The following is a 15,424-nucleotide window of genomic DNA, read 5'->3' as shown; positions in this document are numbered from 1 at the left end:
CTCCCGACCGGGGCCACCCCTCACGCGACGGGGGTGACCGTCTTCGTCTCGCCGTCCCAGTGGCGGACCCCGCCGACGGTCAGGGTCTCCGGCAGCGGGGTCGCCCGGAGCGTCGCGACCGCGGCGGGCAGGTCCTCGTCGCGCACCCGACGGGCGAAGGTGACGTGCGGCGACCAGCCGCCGGGCAGCGAGGTCTCCACGGCGTCGGGTGCCTGCCGGTGCACCGCCGCGTGGAAGGCCGCGAGGACCGGGTCCACGACGACGGCACGGACGAGCACGGACCGCCCGGCGCCGGCGGGGAACAGCAGGAGGCCACCGAGCCGGAGCGTCGTCGGCACCGCGGCGTCGAACCCCTCCGGGACCGGCAGCGCGTCGCCGGCCGCGAGGGTGACGTGCGGGTCGTTCGTCCCCGACCGGCCGAGGCTCGGCAGGTCGGCTGCCGTCAGGGCGTCCCACGCGGCGCGCACGGCGGCATCGGAGTCGGGGTCGAGGACGAGTTCGAGGCTGCGCACGCTCCGAGTCAACCAAGCCCCGCAGCGCCCGGTGCTCGCCGTGCGGCACCTGTGGAGAACGGCACGGATGTAACACGGCGGAACGGATCGTGCGTGTCGCGCCGCGGGCAGCCACACTCGGAACCTGGCCGCGGCATCCCGCGGCTCCCCACGCACCGCCCGTGCACGCCGCCGTCCGGGCTCGCCCCGCCCGGCCCCGCCCCACCCGTCCGGGCACGTCCCCCACGAGGAGCACCCATGTCCGCAGCACCCGTCCTGCCCCAGAAGCCGAAGGGCAGGCGCCCCGTCGGCTGGATCATCGCCGCCGCGGTCGTCGTGGTCGCGATCGTCGTCGCCGTCGTCGTGGCGGCCGTCCGCTCCGGCGGGTCCGAGGGCGCTGCCTCCGGTGACGGCGCCGGGAAGACCGTGACGATCGGCGTCGCCGACAAGTCGCTCGGCTACTGGAGCACGTACACGAAGCTCGCGAAGGACGAGCTCGGCGTGACGGTGGAGCTCACCAACTTCTCGGACTACTCGCTGCCGAACCCCGCACTCAAGGACGGCCAGCTGGACATCAACCAGTTCCAGCACATCCAGTACCTGGCGGACTACAACGTCACCTCGGACGACGACCTGCAGCCGATCGGCTCCACCGCCGTGTACCCGCTGCCGCTGTACGCCACGCAGTACTCGAAGCCGAGCGAGCTGCCCGAGGGTGCGAAGGTCGCGATCCCGAACGACTCGATCAACCAGGCGCGCGCGCTCCTCATCCTGCAGTCCGCGAAGCTCCTCGAGCTCGAGGACGGCGGCTCGGCCTTCTCGACCACGACCGACATCGAGTCGTCGAAGGTCGACGTCCAGCCCCTCGACGCCTCGCAGACCGCGAACGCGCTCCAGCAGGGCTCCGTCGCCGCCGCGGTCGTGAACAACAACTTCGCCACCGCCGCGAAGCTCCCGACCAGCGACATCGTCTTCCAGGACGACCCGGCCAGTGCGAGCGCCGCCCCCTACGTGAACGTCTTCGCGGTGCGCGACGCCGACAAGGACAACAAGACCTACCTCGACCTGGCGAAGCTGTTCCAGGACCCGGCGGTGCAGAAGGCCTTCGCCAAGGACCTGCCCGAGGCCGTCGCCCGCGACGAGAGCGCCACGAAGCTCCAGGACGAGCTCGCGACGGTCGAGCAGGACGCGAAGGCGGCCAAGCAGTAGTGCCCGCCCTCGTCGAACTCCGCGGCGTCTCGAAGCACTACCGCCGCGCCGACACCGGCGAGACCGTGGTGGCCGTCGAGGACGTCTCCCTGGACGTGCACCAGGGAGAGGTCCTCGGCGTCATCGGGTACTCCGGTGCCGGCAAGTCCACCCTCGTCCGCCTCGTGAACGCCCTCGAGCTCCCCTCGTCCGGCACGGTCACCGTCGGCGGCAGGGAGCTCACCGCGATCCCGGAGAAGGAACGCCGCCTGGCCCGCCGGAAGATCGGCATGATCTTCCAGCAGTTCAACCTGTTCCGCTCGCGGACCATCGCCGGCAACGTCGCGTACCCGCTCAAGGTCGCGGGTGTCGCGAAGGCCGAGCGGGACCGCCGTGTGGCCGAGCTCCTCGACTTCGTCGGGCTGCTCGAGCGCGCGCACGCGTACCCCGAGCAGCTGTCCGGCGGCCAGAAGCAGCGCGTCGGCATCGCCCGCGCGCTCGCCTCGAACCCCGAGCTGCTCCTCGCCGACGAGGCCACGAGCGCCCTCGACCCGGACACCACCTCCGAGGTGCTCGCGCTCCTCCGTCGCGTGAACCGCGAGCTCGGTGTCACCATCGTCGTCATCACGCACGAGATGGACGCGGTCCGCCGGATCGCCGACCGGGTCGCCGTGATGGAGAACGGCCGCGTGGTCGAGGTCGGCGACGTCTACGACGTGTTCGCGTCGCCGCAGACCGGTGCGGCGCAGCGCTTCGTGCGCACCGCCCTGCACGACCGCCCCTCGGCGGAGCAGTTGGCGCGGCTGCGGGAACACCACCGCGGCCGCCTGGTCACGGTGCAGATCACCGACGAGGTGGGCCTGCAGAACCGGATCGACGCGGCCTTCCGCACCGCCGGGGTGTCGGCCGAGCTCGTGTTCGGCGGCGTCGGCGAGATCCGCGAACGCCGCATCGGGTCGCTGACCTACGAGTTGACCGCGGACGACCCCGCCGCCGTCGACCGCGCGATCGGGGCACTGCGCGACGGACACGTCACCGTCGACGAGGAGGTCGCAGCATGAACGGCAACGGCTTCCAGAGCGTGATCGACACGTCCGACGTGTTCCTCGCCGCGATCCGCGACACCCTCGTGATGACGCTGGTCTCCCTCGTCTTCGCGGGCGTGATCGGCCTCGCGCTCGGACTGGTCCTCTACGCCACCCGTCCGGGCAACCTGCTCGGCAACCGGGCGGTGTACACGGTCGTCAACGTGCTCGTGAACATCGTGCGCCCGATCCCGTTCGTGATCTTCCTGGCCGCGATCGCACCGCTGTCGCGCGTCGCCGTGCAGACCACGATCGGCGTCCCCGCGGTGACGTTCGCGATCTCGCTCGCGGCGTCCTTCGCGGTGTCCCGGATCGTCGAGCAGAACCTGCTCGCCGTCGACCCGGGCGTGGTCGAGGCAGCGCGCGCGTCCGGGGCCCACCCCGTGTCGATCCTGCTGACGGTGCTCATCCCCGAGGGCGTCGGACCGCTCATCCTCGGCTACACGTTCATCTTCGTTGGCATCGTCGACATGACGGCGCAGGGAGCCCTGATCGGTGGCGGCGGCCTGGGCGAGTACGCGATCGTGTACGGCTCGCAGCGGTACGACTGGTGGATCGTCTACGTGTCCGTGGCGGCGATCGTGGTGATCGTCCAGCTCGGGCAGTTCATCGGCAACCGGCTCGCGCGGGCGACGCTGCGTCGCTGAGGCGCGGACCGGTCGCCCCGGCGATCGACGACGGACGGGAGGCACGGTGCCAGCTGGCACCGTGCCTCCCGTCCGTCGGCGGTACCGTCCCGCCGCGGGTGGGGTCGAGCGGGCACGATCCGTCACGCCCGGCGCTGCTGGCAGCCGAACGTGCCCGCTCGACGGACGGACACGGCACGTCATGCCCGTTCGGCGGGACGGTGCCGGAACGCGGGCGAGGGACAGCGAGCACCGCGACGTGGCAGCGTCAGGCGGCGGGGGTCTCCGGGACCTCGACGGCGGCGGTCGCGACGCCGGGGTGCTCGTAGTGCGCGCGGACCAGGATCGGCCGGTGGTCGGAGATGCCCGCGGGCAGGGTCTCGACGCCGGCGATGTGCAGCCCGACACTCGTCGCGAAGTCGAAGTGGCCGGTGAACTTGCGGTAGCGCAGGTAGGTCGGCTGGTCGGACAGCGACAGCGCGAAGCCGTGCTCCTCGATCTTCCGGCGCAGGTTCGTCTGGAACCACGGGTAGTTGAAGTCGCCGACCATGATCGCCGGAGCCTCGTCGGACAGCTCACGGACGAACTGGTGGGCAGCCTCGATCTGCTTGCGTCGCAGGGAGTTCGTGGCCGTCAGCGGCGAGGCGTGGAACGAGGCCACGATGACCTCCGTCTCGGCCTCGGTGTCGCGGAGCCGCATCGCGATGAGCCGTTCGTGCGCGGGGGCGAGCACCCGGTCGTGCAGCGACTTCTGCAGCGAGTGGATGCTGAAGTCCTGCACCTCGAAGCGGTCGTCGCGCTTGTAGATCGCGAGACCGAGACGGTTGGCCTTCGTGGAGGCGGCGAGCGACAGCCCGGCGACCTCCGGCGCGAGGTCGTTGCTGTCGCACTCCTGCACGCAGATGACGTCCGCCTGCGACGCTTCCGCCAGGGCGGCGAGCTCGCTGTTGGCGGTGTGCTCGCGGAGGTTGTAGCTGACGACGCGCAGCTCGGTCGGCTGCACGGCGGTGCCGTCGGCGATCGTCCCCTGCTGCTGTGGCCCGGCCATGCTGCCTTCCGTCCTGGGTGTCTCGGTCACCCTGCCGCGGCAACCGTACTCGGCTGTCGCGGACAGTTGCTGTGACCGTAGCGCACCCGGGGTCCCCCGCGGGTGACCGTGTCGCGAACGGACAGCGGACGGCCGACAGCCCCGCCGGACAGCGGACGGCTAACAGCCCCGCCGGTCAGCGGACGGCTAACAGCCCCGCCGGTCAGCGGACGGCTAACAGCCCCGCCGGACAGCGGACGGCTGACAGCCCCGCCCGACAGCGGGACGGCGCCCGTCAGCGCGCCGCGGCCCGCACCCGTCGCGCCGGTCGCACCGTGTCCCCCGCGGTCCGGCTCATCAGGACACCCTCGACACAGGCCACCACGAGGAGCACGGCGATCACCCAGAAGGCCACGTCGTAGGGCCCGGTCCCGCCGAGCCCGGCCGCAGCCCGGATGGCCACGGCGGCGACGGCGACCCCGAAGCCCGCTGCGACCTGCTGCAGCGTCGACGAGAGTGTGTTCGCCGGCGTCATGTCCGCCTGCTCGACGTCGGCGAAGGCGATCGTGTTGTACGCCGTGAAGCCGACCGACCGCGCGGCGCCGCTCACCACGAGCAGCACGGCGAGCAGCCAGAACGGGGTGTCCTCGGTCAGGAACACCATCGCGACGACGCTCAGCGCTGCGATCGCGCTCGACACGACGATCACCGGCCGGTAGCCGAACCAGCGGAGGAACGGCGTGGTCATCGGCTTGATCCCGAGGTTGCCGACGAAGACCCACAGCACCGCGGACCCGGCGAGCACCGCGCTCCAGCCCCAGGCGTCCTGGAAGAGCAGCGGCAGCACGAACGGCACGGCCGACACGGCGAGCCGGAACAGGCTGCCCCCGGCGTGCGAGACGCGGAAGGTCTCGAGCCGGAACGACCCGAGGCCCATGATCGGGTGCGGGGCCCGACGGAAGTGCCGCACGGCGAGCCAGCAGCAGACGCCCCCGACCAAGCCCGACACGACGACCGCGACCAGGGGGATCTCGTCGAGTGCGAGCAGGGACGCCATCACCACGAGCGAGCCGAGTCCGAGGCAGGCGAGCAGCGACCCACGCCAGTCGAACGGGACGCGTTCCGGAGCGCGCTCCTGCGGCACGAGGACCAGTGCGGCGACGAAGGCGATCACCCCGAGCGGGATGTTGACGAGGAAGATCCAGTGCCAGCTGAGGGTGTCGACGAGCACGCCGCCGACGAACGGGGCGATGATCGGTGCCGCGAGTGCGGGCCAGGTGAGGATCGCGATGGCGGTGACGAGCTGTTCGCGTCCGGCACTCCGCAGGACGACGAGCCGTCCGACGGGCACCATGAGTGCTCCGCCGAGCCCCTGCAGGATTCGCCAGAGCGTCAGCTCGACGAGCCCCTCCGACGCCGCGCACAGGGCGGAGGCCACCGTGAAGAGCGCGATCGCGCCGGTGAAGACCGTGCGGGAGCCGACCCGGTCGGTGAGCCAGCCGCTGACCGGGATGAACACCGCGAGCGTGACGAGGTAGGCGGTGATCGCGACACCGACCGCGGCGGAGTCGACGCCGAGGTCGCGGCCCATCGCCGGGGCTGCGGTCGCGAGGATCGTGCCGTCCAGGAGCTCCATGAAGAAGGTGCCCGCGACGAGCACGGCCACCGCCGTGCTCCCCCGTCGTCGTGTCGTCGTCATCACGTCGAATGCTATGCCCGCTCGGTTTCTGCCCGACGCAGCCGGCAGGCGCCGGGGCGTACCACCGTTCTGCACCGCAGAATGGGCGGGACGAGGACGTTGCCCGGTGGACCCGGCACCGGGAGCGTTGCCCCAGGAGCACACCGCACGACGCAGGAGGACCGATGACGACCACCCCCGCAGCAGCAGGGCACCCCGTCCGCCCGCCCGGCACCGTCACGACGAAGGGCGCAGCCGACCCCGCCGCCCCCGTCCTCGGCCGGCACGTCCTCGACCACGCGCACCTCCCGGTGATGACGCTCCGCGAGTCCGCCCTCGCCCACAACACCGCCGTCATGCAGTCGTACGTCGACCGCCACGGGCTGCTGCTCGCCCCGCACATGAAGACGCACATGGCCCCGGCCCTCGCTGACCGCCAGGTCCGTGCCGGCGCCTGGGGCGTCACGGTCGCCTCCGTCCAGCAGGCCATGGTCGCGTGGGCACACGGCGTGCACCGGATCCTCGTCGCCAACGAGGTCCTCGACCCCGCCGGCCTCGCCTGGCTCGCCTCCCGCCGGAGCGTCGACCCCGACGCCGACGTGCTCTGCAACGTCGACTCCGTCGCCGGTGTCACCGCGGCGGCGAGCGCCGCCCGCTCCGTCGACGGCACCGTCCACGTGCTGGTCGAGGTCGGGTTCCCCGGCGGCCGGACGGGCGTGCGCTCGGCCGAGCAGGCGCGCGAGGTCGCCGTCGCGGCGCACGACGCGGGTCTCGTCCTCCGCGGGGTGACCGGGTACGAGGGGGGCCTGCCCGACGTCGACACCGCACGCGCCTGGGTCGCAGAGGTCCTCGCGATCGCCAGCGACGTGCGTCGTCTCGTCGCCGGCCGCACCCTGCTCAGCATGGGCGGCAGCGCCTGGTTCGACGGGGTGGTCGACGCCGTGCAGGGCCGTCCGGACGACGTCGACGTGCTCCTGCGCTCGGGCGCCTACCTCACGCACGACGACGGCTTCTACGCCGAGCGCACGCCGTTCGGCCGCCGCCCGGAGGAGGGCTCGCTCCGCCCGGCGATCGAGGTGTGGGGCCGCGTCACGTCCTGCCCGGAGCCGGGCCGCGCGCTGGTCGCGGTCGGCAAGCGCGACGTGTCGTTCGACGAGGGCCTGCCGGTGGTGCGCGGGATCCGGCCGGGAGGCACGGCCCACGACCCGCAGGTCGTCCCACCACCCGGGGCGGTCACCGTCACCCGCCTCGACGACCAGCACTGCTACCTCGCCCTGGCCGACGGGGCACCCGGGCTGACGCCCGGCGACGTCGTCGTGCTCGGGGTCTCCCACCCGTGCACGGTCTTCGACAAGTGGCGGCAGGTGCAGGTGCTCGCGGACGACGACACCGTCACCGAGACGGTCGCGACGTGGTTCTGATGCCCGACGACGAGCAGTCGCCGCCGTCGCCCGTGCCCGCGCGGAACGCCGCACTGTCGCTCCGCCGGGGCCTGACGCTCCTCGACCACGTGGCCGACCGCACCCGGAACGGCGCCGCCTCGGTGTCGCTCGGCGAGCTCGCGACGACCCTCGGCACCGCGAAGTCGACCGTGCTGCGCCTGACCGCACCGATGGTCGAGACCGACCTGCTCCGCCGCACCCCGGACGCCGGCTTCACGCTCGGCCTCGGCGCGCTGCTGCTCGGGCAGAGCTACCTCGAGGGCATCGACCTGCGCGCCGCAGCGGCGCCGTTCATGCGGCGCACCGCGGAGTCGACGGGCCTGACCTGTCACCTGGTGGTGCCGGACGGCACGGACATCGTCTACGTCGACAAGGTCGAGACCCGCGGAACGGTCCGGATGGGGTCACGGATCGGCCACCGCCTGCCGATGCGGAACACTGCCTCCGGCAAGGCGATCGTGGCGTTCGGCGACCCCGGGCTCCTCGGCGCGGTGCTCGCCGTGCCCGCGACCGCGATGACCGACCAGTCGATCACCGACGACGGACGCTGGCGGCAGGAGGTCGACCGCACCCGGGCGCGCGGGTACGGGATCGACGACCGCGAGAACGAGCCGGGCATCCGCTGCGTGGCCGCGCCCGTGCTCGACCACGCGAACCAGGTCGTCGGCGCGATGAGCATCTCGGGGCTGGCGTCCCGCTTCCCGGCGGCGGCGGTCCGCGAGCTCGGCGACGGTGTCGTGCGGACCGCGCTCGAGATCTCGGTCGCGCTCGGGTCCTCGTCGGCACAGCTCGCCCTGCGTCGCACGGCACCGGGTGGGGTGACCCGGTGAGCGCGGGCACGGGGGTCCTCACCCTCGGCGAGACGATGCTCCTGCTGGCCGGCCCCGGTGTCGGCGAGGTGTGCGACCTCGACCACATGCGCGTCGACACCGGCGGGGCGGAGAGCAACGTCGCGATCGGGCTGGTCCGCGCGGGTGTCCCGGCCACGTGGGTCGGACGCGTGGGGGCGGACCCCGCCGGTGACCGGGTCCTGCGGGACGTCGGGCAGGCCGGCGTCGAGGTCGCCGCGGTCGTCGACCCGGACCGTTCGACCGGGCTCATGATGAAGGAACGACTGCGGGACGGCCGGACCCGCGTGACCTACCACCGTCGACACTCCGCGGGCTCGGCGCTCGCACCGGAGGACGTCCCCGCCGGGCTCGTCGAGCGGTCGGCGCTCGTCCACGTCAGCGGCATCACGCTCGCGCTCTCGGAGTCCGCCCGGCGGACCGTCACCTCGGTGCTCGACCGCGCCGAGGCCGCCGGGGTCCCGGTGTCCTTCGACGTGAACCACCGGCAGAAGCTGCTCGACGCCGCGGTCGCCCGGGAGCACTACCGCGCCGTCGCCGCCCGTGCCGCGGTGGTCTTCGCCGGCGACGACGAGGCCCGCATCCTGCTCGGTGACCCGGACGGTGCCGGGGACGACGGGGCGAGCCCGCCGCAGTCCGACGAGGACCTCGCCCGTGGGCTCGCCGACCTGGCCCGTGGTCGTGCCGTGGTGAAGCTCGGCTCCCGCGGCGCCGTCTCGGTCGTGGACGGGCGGACGACCCGCCGCGCGGCGACACCGGTGCGCGTCGTCGACCCGGTCGGCGCCGGTGACGCGTTCGTGGCGGCCTGGCTCGCGGCGACGCTCACAGGGGCCGACGCGGACACCGCGCTCGACCGGGCCGCCGACGCCGGAGCGCTCGCCTGCACCGTCCCGGGCGACTGGCGGTTGCCGGTCCCCGGCGCGAGCACCGACCCGCTCACCGCCGACGCGTCGGACCCGTCCGACCCGTCGGACCCGTCAGACCCATCGGACCCGTCAGACCCGGCCGGCCCCCGAGCAACCGCTGTCGACACGGCGGTGCACGACCGCGTCGACCGCTGACCGCGACCACCACCCGTCCGGCACGAACCCGCCCGACCGATCCGAGGAGCCACACCGTGAGCACCCACCACACGTCCACCGGCGACAGCCCGTCGGTGCCGGACCACGGCACCCGGCACGGCGCGGGTCCGGCCGTCGCGATCCTCCGCGGCGGCACGGGCGAGCACGTCGAGGCGGTCGTCGACACCCTGGTGGGCGCCGGCGTCCGCGCGGTCGAGCTCACCACGAACACCCCGCGCTGGCGCGAGGGCACCGCCTGGACCGCGCGACGGTTCGGCGACGGCGTCTCCGTCGGGGTGGGCACGGTCCTCGACCCGGAACAGGTCGACGACGCTGCCGACCTGGGGGCGTCCTTCGTCGTCAGCCCGCACCTCGACCCCGCGATCGGCGAGCGTGCCCACGAGCGGGGCCTCGGCTGGTACCCGGGGGCAGCGACGCCGACCGAGATCGTGCGGGCGTGGCGGCTCGGCGCCCGGGCGGTGAAGGTGTTCCCGGCGGCACAGCTCGGCGGCCCCGCGTACCTGCGGCAGGTGCTCGCCCCGCTCGACTTCGTCGACGTGGTCCCGACCGGCGGCATCGGGATCGACGATGCTGCCGACTACCTGGCAGCCGGTGCGGTGGCGGTCGGACTCGGCTCCCCCCTGGTCGGTGACGCCCTGGGCACCGGGGACACGGTCGCGCTGCGGTCCCGCGCGGAGCGGCTCGTCGCGGGGCTCGCCCGGTGACCACCACCGCGGAGACCGGTGCGCCGCTCGTGCTCCGCGGCGGGTCCGTCGTCGACCGGGACGGCCCCACCCGCGCGGACGTGCTCGTGGAACGCGGTCGGATCACGGCGGTCGGTGCGACGATTCCCGTGCCGGACGACGCCAGCACGATCGACTGCGGTGGCCGCACGGTCCTCCCCGGGGCCGTCGACGCGCACTCGCACGCCGGATCCCGGGTCTTCGACGAGGACGTCCAGCTCGCGCTGCTCCGTCAGGGCGTCACGTCCATCGTCACCGGCCAGGACGGCGTCGGCCCGGCCCCCGGCGACGGCAGGTGGGCGGGCCGGTACTTCGCGGCGATCGACGGCCCGCACCCCCGGTACCGCGGCGGCAGCACCGCCGGCCTGCTGGCGACGTACGACGGCACCACGCCGCTGAACGTCGCGACCCTGGTGCCCGCCGGGACGATCCGGCACGAGGTGCTGGGCGACGAGGACCGACCCGCGACCGCCGAGGAGACCACGGCGATGCGCGCGCTCGTCCGCCGCGGGCTCGCCGAGGGAGCGCTCGGGCTCGCCACCGGGCTCGACTACGTGCCGGGGCTGTACGCCGACACCGCCGAGCTCGCGGCGCTCTGCGCGGAGGTCGCCGCCGTCGACGGCGTCTACGTGTCGCACGTCCGCGGCGGGTACGAGGCGAACCTCCGCGTCGGGCTCGAGGAGGTCGCCGAGATCGTCCGGTCGAGCGGGGTCCGTGCGCACGTGTCGCACCTGCACGCTCCGGTCGACACGGCCCTCGGCGTGCTCGAGGACCTGGCGGCCGCGGGGGTACGGCTGACCTTCGACGCGTACCCGTACTCCCGCGGGTGCACGATCCTGTCGATGCTGCTGCTCCCCGCTGCACTCGCGCGCCCCGGCACCGTCGACCTCGCCCGCGCGGTCGCCGACGACGCCGGACGCCGCCGGGTCCGCACCGCCGTGCTCGACCGGGTCACCGCACGCCCGGACCTCGGACCGGGCTGGGCGGACCAGGTCACGCTCTCCCACGTGCCCTCACCGGCGCACCACGACCTGCAGGGCCGCACCCTGACCGACGCCGCCGCGGTGCGACGCACCGAACCCGTGGACCTGGCGATCGACCTGCTCGTCGCCTCCGACCTGCAGGTGACCGCGATCATGCGCGTCCCGCACCCGCGCTCCCCCGCCGACCTCGCGCCGCTCGTCCGTCACCCCGGGCACACCGCGGGGTCGGACGGCATCCACGTCGGCACGCACCCGCACCCGCGGGCCACCGGCACCGTGGCGCGGTACCTCGGCGACTTCGTGCGTGGCGGGCTGCTGTCGTGGCCGGACGCCCAGCGGCACCTGTCGACCACCGCCGTCGAGCACCTGCGGCTGGGCGACCGTGGGGTCGTGCGTGCGGGGGCGGTCGCCGACCTCGCGGTGGTCGACCCCGAGCGGGTGGCGGCGCGGTCGACCTACGACGACCCGACGGCCACGGCGGTGGGGACGGAAGACGTCCTGGTGGCGGGCGTGCCGGTGCTCGCTGCCGGACGTCTGACGGGCACCACCCCGGGCGCCGGGATCCGGCGTGCGGGCGCGACGGCACCGAGGGGCACCGGAGGTCGGTGAGGTTCCGCTCAGGGAGCGGGACGGCGGGTGACGATCAGGAGGCGCTGGGCAGCACCGCGACGACGTCGATCTCCACGAGGATCCCGGCCAGGTGCGACTGCACGGTCGTGCGGACCGGGTACGGCTCCGAGAAGTGCTTCGCGTACTCCTCGTTGAAGGCGGCGAAGTCCCGGTCCGAGTGCTCGAGGTGGACGGTCGACTTCACGACGTCGTCGAGGGTCGCGCCGTGCTCGGCGAGGACGGCGGCGACGTTGGCCAGCACCTGGGCGGTCTGTCCGGCGACGTCGTCGGCCATCGCCCCCGTCGCCGGGTCCTGCGGCCCGAAGCCCGCGGTGTACAGGAACCCGCCGGCCACGATGCCCTGGCTGTACGGGCCGGCGGGTGCCGGGGCGTTCGCGGTGACGATGGCGGTCTTCGGCACGGGGACTCCTCTGGTCGTCGGACGCGGTCCGTCCGGGTGGGCCTCCAGGCTAGGGCCGGCCCCACTGCGCGGACCGACCACCCGCCGGAGCCGTTGCGGTGTGCAGAACGCGGGACGGGCCTCCCGGCCGACCACCGACGACCGACCCGTCCGCGTCCGGCCACCGGCGTGCCGGAGGGTGCCAGGCGACGGTCGGTACGCTCGGTCCGTGCCCACCGAGAGCCCTGCGCCCGCCGGAGCGGGCCGGTGAGCCGCACCGACGGCGCCGTCACCGGGACGCTCGCGAACGGTCGACGTCGCATCGTCGACCTGGCGACGAGCCTGCCTGTCTGGGCCGCGGTGCTGCTGGTGTGGGGCGGCGGCCGTCTCGTCTCCACGGTCTGGCTGGCGCTCGCCTACCCGCTGATGGCCCGGCAGATGCCGGACAACGCCATCTGGGGCAACGAGCACGGGTTCGGGTCGTTCCTCACCGCGTGGGACGGCCAGTACTACGAGCAGATCTCGGTGCACGGCTACCCGACGACGTTGCCGCTCGACGCCGCCGGGCACGTCGCCCAGAACGCGTGGGCCTTCCTCCCGGCGTTCCCCTTCGCCATCCGCATGCTGACGGCCTCGACCGGGGTGCCGTTCGCCGTGGGGGCGCCCCTCGTCGCGCTGGCCGCCGGGCTCGTGGCGACGTTCCTGCTGCACCGGCTGGTGAGCGACCGTGCCGGCAACGCCGCGGGCATGTGGGCGGTCTTCTTCTTCACGTGCGGTCCGCTGTCGTTCCTGCTGCAGGTCGGCTACGCGGAGAGCACGTTCCTGGCACTGACGTTCGGCGCCCTGCTGGCGCTCGAACGACGGCGCTACGGCCTGCTGACGGTGCTCGGCGTGGTCGCGGCGTTCACCCGTCCCGGGGCGCTCGCGCTGCCGCTCCTGCTCGGGGTCGTCGCGCTCGTCCGCTGGGTGCGTGCACGACGAGCCGCCGCGGGCGCCGGTGTGCGGTCCCTCGAGGCCTTCCCGGTGGCGGAGCGCGTCCGGGTCGTGGCCGCCGGCGTGGTGATGGCTGCGGCGGGTCTGGCGTGGCCGGTCATCGCGGCGCACGTCACCGGGCGGTCGGACGCCTACCTGGAGACCGAGATGTCCTGGTGGGTGAACTTCATCGGGCGGGTCGACTTCACACCGATGACGCCCTGGTTCCTGATCGCCGGGCGGTGGCTCGGGGTCGGTGGGGTCCTGATCGTGGTCGTCCTGCTCGTGGCGTACCCCGTCTGGCTGCTGCGGCGCTCGACCCGGGCGCTCGGCTCGACGACCGTGCTGTACTCGGCCGCCTACGCGCTCTACATCTTCGCGGTGTCCCTGCCGATGGCGTCCACCCCGCGGCTCCTCATGCCGCTCGCGCCGTTGTTCGGCTCCCCCGAACTCGTCGCCCGGCCCTGGATGCGCTGGACGTTCGTGAGCTGTGCGCTCCTCGGGCAGCCGGTGCTCGTCGCCGTGCTCTGGCTGCTCGGCCCGCCCTGACCCCGGTCGCGGGGCGGAAGGCTCGCGGCACGCTCGCGGAACGCAACGTCGGCGGTTCCTCGCAGGGCTGTACCGCTGCGAGGAACCGCCGACGTTGCGTGGTGCGGGAGCTGGTCGCGCTAGAGCTCGACGGTGCCGTGGTGGCCGGTGTCGGGCTGGCTCTGCTTGCCGATCGCGGCCTTCAGGGTCTGCACGAGGCTGCCGACCGGGCCGGTGTCCTGCGTCCAGTACTCGACCGAGTCGCCCTCGACGGTGAGGAGTCGGATGGTCGGGTCCTGTCGGCCGTCCGGGAACCACGCCTCGGCGAACGGGGACCAGAGTTCGTCGATGACGGACTCGTCGCGGGTGACCGTCGCCGTGCCCGCGATCGACAGGTACCCGCCCTGCGACTCGATGGCGACGTTGACGTGCGGGTTGCGCGCGATGTCCTCCACCTTCTCGCTGCCGTCCTGCACCAGGAAGCGGAGGGTCCCGTTGAACGCCTTGTCCTGCACGGCCAGCGGACGGGCGTGCAGCTGGCCGTCGTCGCTGACGGTGGTGAGCAGGGCGGTTCGAGCGCCGTGGACGATGTCCGAGATGGCTGCGCGGTGGTCTGCCTGCGTGTCGGTCATGATGCTCCTGTTCGTCGTGCGCCCCGTTGTGCTCGACGTCCGGCCGGGCACTGCCCGGGCGCGTTCCGTTCCCGCCAGTGTGCCCCTCGTCGCTGGGACCTGCCCGCCCGGGTTCCGGCCCCCGCACGAGTGGCTGCGGCGCGGACGCGTGCCGCGCGGGACCGGGCGTGCAGGGCGGGAACGGGCGCACCTGGCGAGAACGGCGCACCTGGCGAGAACGGGCGTCCCTGGCGAGAACGCGCGTACCTGGCGGGAACGCGCGTACCTGGCGGGAACGGGCGTACCTCGCGGAAATGGGCGTCCTTGGCGGAAACGGGCGTACCTGGCCGTCCGAGAACGGGAGGTACGCCCGGAACGATCAGGTACCGCGGTCGTCATGGGAAGGAACGGGCACGGACGGACACCCACACGCTCCGACCCAGCGGCCCCACACCGCGCCGCCCCCGGGGCCGAGGGCGACGCGTCAGACGGCGGGCTCGCGGATCGTCGTCTCGACGTCGACGACCTGCGGGACGCGCGGCATCGAGGCGAAGCCGAACGCCACGGGCGGGTCGAGCGGGGCCAGGGACCCCAGCGGCTCTCCCGCCCAGGACCCCGAGACGGCGGTCACGTCGTGCGCGCCGGTCACGCCGTAGTACTCGCGGCGGCCACCTCCTGCGGTCCCGGCCGTGCCCGCGCCGGGAGCGACCAGTCGTGCGACCGGGTCGATCACGCTGAGCCACCGCGGATCACGCGCGATCGGCTTCGGCACGATGCGGAGCACCCGCCCGAGCGGCGAGATGGATCCGACGCCGATCGAGGCGCGGAGCGGGCCGGCGTCGAGCTCGAGACCACGAGCGGTGCGGCGGGCGTCGATGTCGACCACCGACACCGTGTCGAAGCGGTAGGTCCCGGAGACGTACGCGGCCACGATCTCGTCCGGAGCGAGCAGCACGCTCGACCCGTCCGGCTGCTCCACGAAGACGTCCGTGAAGGCTCCGAACGGCGACCGGTCCCACATGCCGACGACGAACCGCACGCCGGACGTCGTGCCGACGCCCATGATGCGACCACGGAACCGACGCTCGACGATGTTGGGGCGGGGCGACATGCGGTGGACGGTACCCGGCGC

At 73.6% G+C, this 15,424-nt stretch carries 15 protein-coding genes; 9 read left to right on the top strand and 6 right to left on the bottom strand.

The window, feature by feature from the left end; genetic code table 11:
- Nucleotides 1-20: 20 nt before the first annotated feature.
- Complete coding sequence (locus tag Q9R28_RS11030) at nucleotides 21-512, bottom strand: 2'-5' RNA ligase family protein (protein WP_311206093.1); 492 nt, start codon at nucleotides 510-512, stop codon at nucleotides 21-23.
- Between the two features lie 237 nt (nucleotides 513-749).
- On the opposite strand from Q9R28_RS11030, the gene Q9R28_RS11025 reads away from it, so the two are divergent.
- Genes Q9R28_RS11025 through Q9R28_RS11015 form a run of 3 tightly spaced genes read left to right on the top strand, consistent with a single transcriptional unit; the run spans nucleotide 750 to nucleotide 3,411 of the window.
- Entirely contained in the window at nucleotides 750-1,700 is a 951-nt protein-coding gene (locus Q9R28_RS11025) for a MetQ/NlpA family ABC transporter substrate-binding protein (RefSeq protein WP_311206092.1), read from the top strand.
- Nucleotides 1,700-2,740, top strand: coding sequence for a methionine ABC transporter ATP-binding protein (locus tag Q9R28_RS11020; protein ID WP_209685010.1), 1,041 nt, complete (start codon nucleotides 1,700-1,702; stop codon nucleotides 2,738-2,740). Before Q9R28_RS11025 ends, Q9R28_RS11020 begins: the two co-directional genes overlap by 1 nt.
- Nucleotides 2,737-3,411 carry a methionine ABC transporter permease gene (locus tag Q9R28_RS11015; RefSeq protein WP_066655373.1) on the top strand — a complete coding sequence of 225 codons (675 nt, stop codon included), beginning with the start codon at nucleotides 2,737-2,739 and terminating at the stop codon, nucleotides 3,409-3,411. Before Q9R28_RS11020 ends, Q9R28_RS11015 begins: the two co-directional genes overlap by 4 nt.
- Before the next feature lie 247 nt (nucleotides 3,412-3,658).
- On the opposite strand, the gene Q9R28_RS11010 is transcribed toward Q9R28_RS11015, so the two are convergent.
- Nucleotides 3,659-4,438, bottom strand: coding sequence for an endonuclease/exonuclease/phosphatase family protein (locus tag Q9R28_RS11010; RefSeq protein ID WP_209685009.1), 780 nt, complete (start codon nucleotides 4,436-4,438; stop codon nucleotides 3,659-3,661).
- A 274-nt stretch (nucleotides 4,439-4,712) separates the two neighbouring features.
- Complete coding sequence (locus Q9R28_RS11005) at nucleotides 4,713-6,116, bottom strand: MFS transporter (RefSeq protein WP_311206091.1); 1,404 nt, start codon at nucleotides 6,114-6,116, stop codon at nucleotides 4,713-4,715.
- 164 nt (nucleotides 6,117-6,280) lie between these two features.
- Between Q9R28_RS11005 and Q9R28_RS11000 the strand changes: the two genes are divergently transcribed.
- Genes Q9R28_RS11000 through Q9R28_RS10980 form a run of 5 tightly spaced genes read left to right on the top strand, consistent with a single transcriptional unit; the run spans nucleotide 6,281 to nucleotide 11,781 of the window.
- On the top strand, nucleotides 6,281-7,516 hold the full coding sequence (locus Q9R28_RS11000) for an alanine racemase (RefSeq protein ID WP_311206090.1): 1,236 nt from the start codon (nucleotides 6,281-6,283) through the stop codon (nucleotides 7,514-7,516).
- Complete coding sequence (locus Q9R28_RS10995) at nucleotides 7,516-8,367, top strand: IclR family transcriptional regulator (protein WP_311206193.1); 852 nt, start codon at nucleotides 7,516-7,518, stop codon at nucleotides 8,365-8,367. The genes Q9R28_RS11000 and Q9R28_RS10995 overlap by 1 nt, the downstream gene beginning before the upstream one ends.
- Nucleotides 8,364-9,446, top strand: coding sequence for a sugar kinase (locus Q9R28_RS10990; protein WP_311206089.1), 1,083 nt, complete (start codon nucleotides 8,364-8,366; stop codon nucleotides 9,444-9,446). Before Q9R28_RS10995 ends, Q9R28_RS10990 begins: the two co-directional genes overlap by 4 nt.
- Before the next feature lie 56 nt (nucleotides 9,447-9,502).
- A complete protein-coding gene (locus tag Q9R28_RS10985) occupies nucleotides 9,503-10,171 on the top strand; it encodes a bifunctional 4-hydroxy-2-oxoglutarate aldolase/2-dehydro-3-deoxy-phosphogluconate aldolase (RefSeq protein WP_209685004.1) in 669 nt (222 codons plus the stop codon).
- Nucleotides 10,168-11,781 (top strand): amidohydrolase family protein, encoded by a 1,614-nt coding sequence (locus Q9R28_RS10980; RefSeq protein WP_311206088.1) that lies wholly within the window; start codon nucleotides 10,168-10,170, stop codon nucleotides 11,779-11,781. The genes Q9R28_RS10985 and Q9R28_RS10980 overlap by 4 nt, the downstream gene beginning before the upstream one ends.
- 34 nt (nucleotides 11,782-11,815) lie before the next feature.
- Here Q9R28_RS10980 and Q9R28_RS10975 read toward each other — a convergent pair whose 3' ends face one another.
- Nucleotides 11,816-12,202 carry a RidA family protein gene (locus tag Q9R28_RS10975; protein ID WP_066655379.1) on the bottom strand — a complete coding sequence of 129 codons (387 nt, stop codon included), beginning with the start codon at nucleotides 12,200-12,202 and terminating at the stop codon, nucleotides 11,816-11,818.
- A 246-nt stretch (nucleotides 12,203-12,448) separates the two neighbouring features.
- Here Q9R28_RS10975 and Q9R28_RS10970 point away from each other — a divergent pair, with 246 nt between their 5' ends.
- Nucleotides 12,449-13,702: a hypothetical protein gene (locus Q9R28_RS10970; protein ID WP_251154575.1), complete on the top strand. Its 1,254-nt coding sequence runs from the start codon at nucleotides 12,449-12,451 to the stop codon at nucleotides 13,700-13,702.
- Between the two features lie 119 nt (nucleotides 13,703-13,821).
- Here Q9R28_RS10970 and Q9R28_RS10965 read toward each other — a convergent pair whose 3' ends face one another.
- Both Q9R28_RS10965 and Q9R28_RS10960 read right to left on the bottom strand, forming a co-directional pair.
- On the bottom strand, nucleotides 13,822-14,313 hold the full coding sequence (locus tag Q9R28_RS10965; RefSeq protein ID WP_209685002.1) for a pyridoxamine 5'-phosphate oxidase family protein: 492 nt from the start codon (nucleotides 14,311-14,313) through the stop codon (nucleotides 13,822-13,824).
- 463 nt (nucleotides 14,314-14,776) lie between these two features.
- Nucleotides 14,777-15,403, bottom strand: coding sequence for a hypothetical protein (locus tag Q9R28_RS10960; RefSeq protein ID WP_311206087.1), 627 nt, complete (start codon nucleotides 15,401-15,403; stop codon nucleotides 14,777-14,779).
- Between the last annotated feature and the right edge of the window lie 21 nt (nucleotides 15,404-15,424).

It is taken from the genome of Curtobacterium sp. BRD11 (genome assembly GCF_031844345.1).
Taxonomy (GTDB): domain Bacteria; phylum Actinomycetota; class Actinomycetes; order Actinomycetales; family Microbacteriaceae; genus Curtobacterium.
This window is presented reverse-complemented; position numbering and strand designations above follow the sequence as displayed.

Excerpts from the sequence above, each read along its gene's own strand:
- Q9R28_RS10995 (WP_311206193.1), top strand. The coding sequence starts at position 7,516 with ATGCCCGACGACGAGCAGTCGCCGCCGTCGCCCGTGCCCGCGCGGAAC.
- Q9R28_RS10960 (WP_311206087.1), bottom strand. The coding sequence starts at position 15,403 with ATGTCGCCCCGCCCCAACATCGTCGAGCGTCGGTTCCGTGGTCGCATC.
- Q9R28_RS11005 (WP_311206091.1), bottom strand. The coding sequence starts at position 6,116 with ATGACGACGACACGACGACGGGGGAGCACGGCGGTGGCCGTGCTCGTC.
- Q9R28_RS10965 (WP_209685002.1), bottom strand. The coding sequence starts at position 14,313 with ATGACCGACACGCAGGCAGACCACCGCGCAGCCATCTCGGACATCGTC.
- Q9R28_RS11025 (WP_311206092.1), top strand. The coding sequence starts at position 750 with ATGTCCGCAGCACCCGTCCTGCCCCAGAAGCCGAAGGGCAGGCGCCCC.
- Q9R28_RS11000 (WP_311206090.1), top strand. The coding sequence starts at position 6,281 with ATGACGACCACCCCCGCAGCAGCAGGGCACCCCGTCCGCCCGCCCGGC.
- Q9R28_RS11010 (WP_209685009.1), bottom strand. The coding sequence starts at position 4,438 with ATGGCCGGGCCACAGCAGCAGGGGACGATCGCCGACGGCACCGCCGTG.
- Q9R28_RS11015 (WP_066655373.1), top strand. The coding sequence starts at position 2,737 with ATGAACGGCAACGGCTTCCAGAGCGTGATCGACACGTCCGACGTGTTC.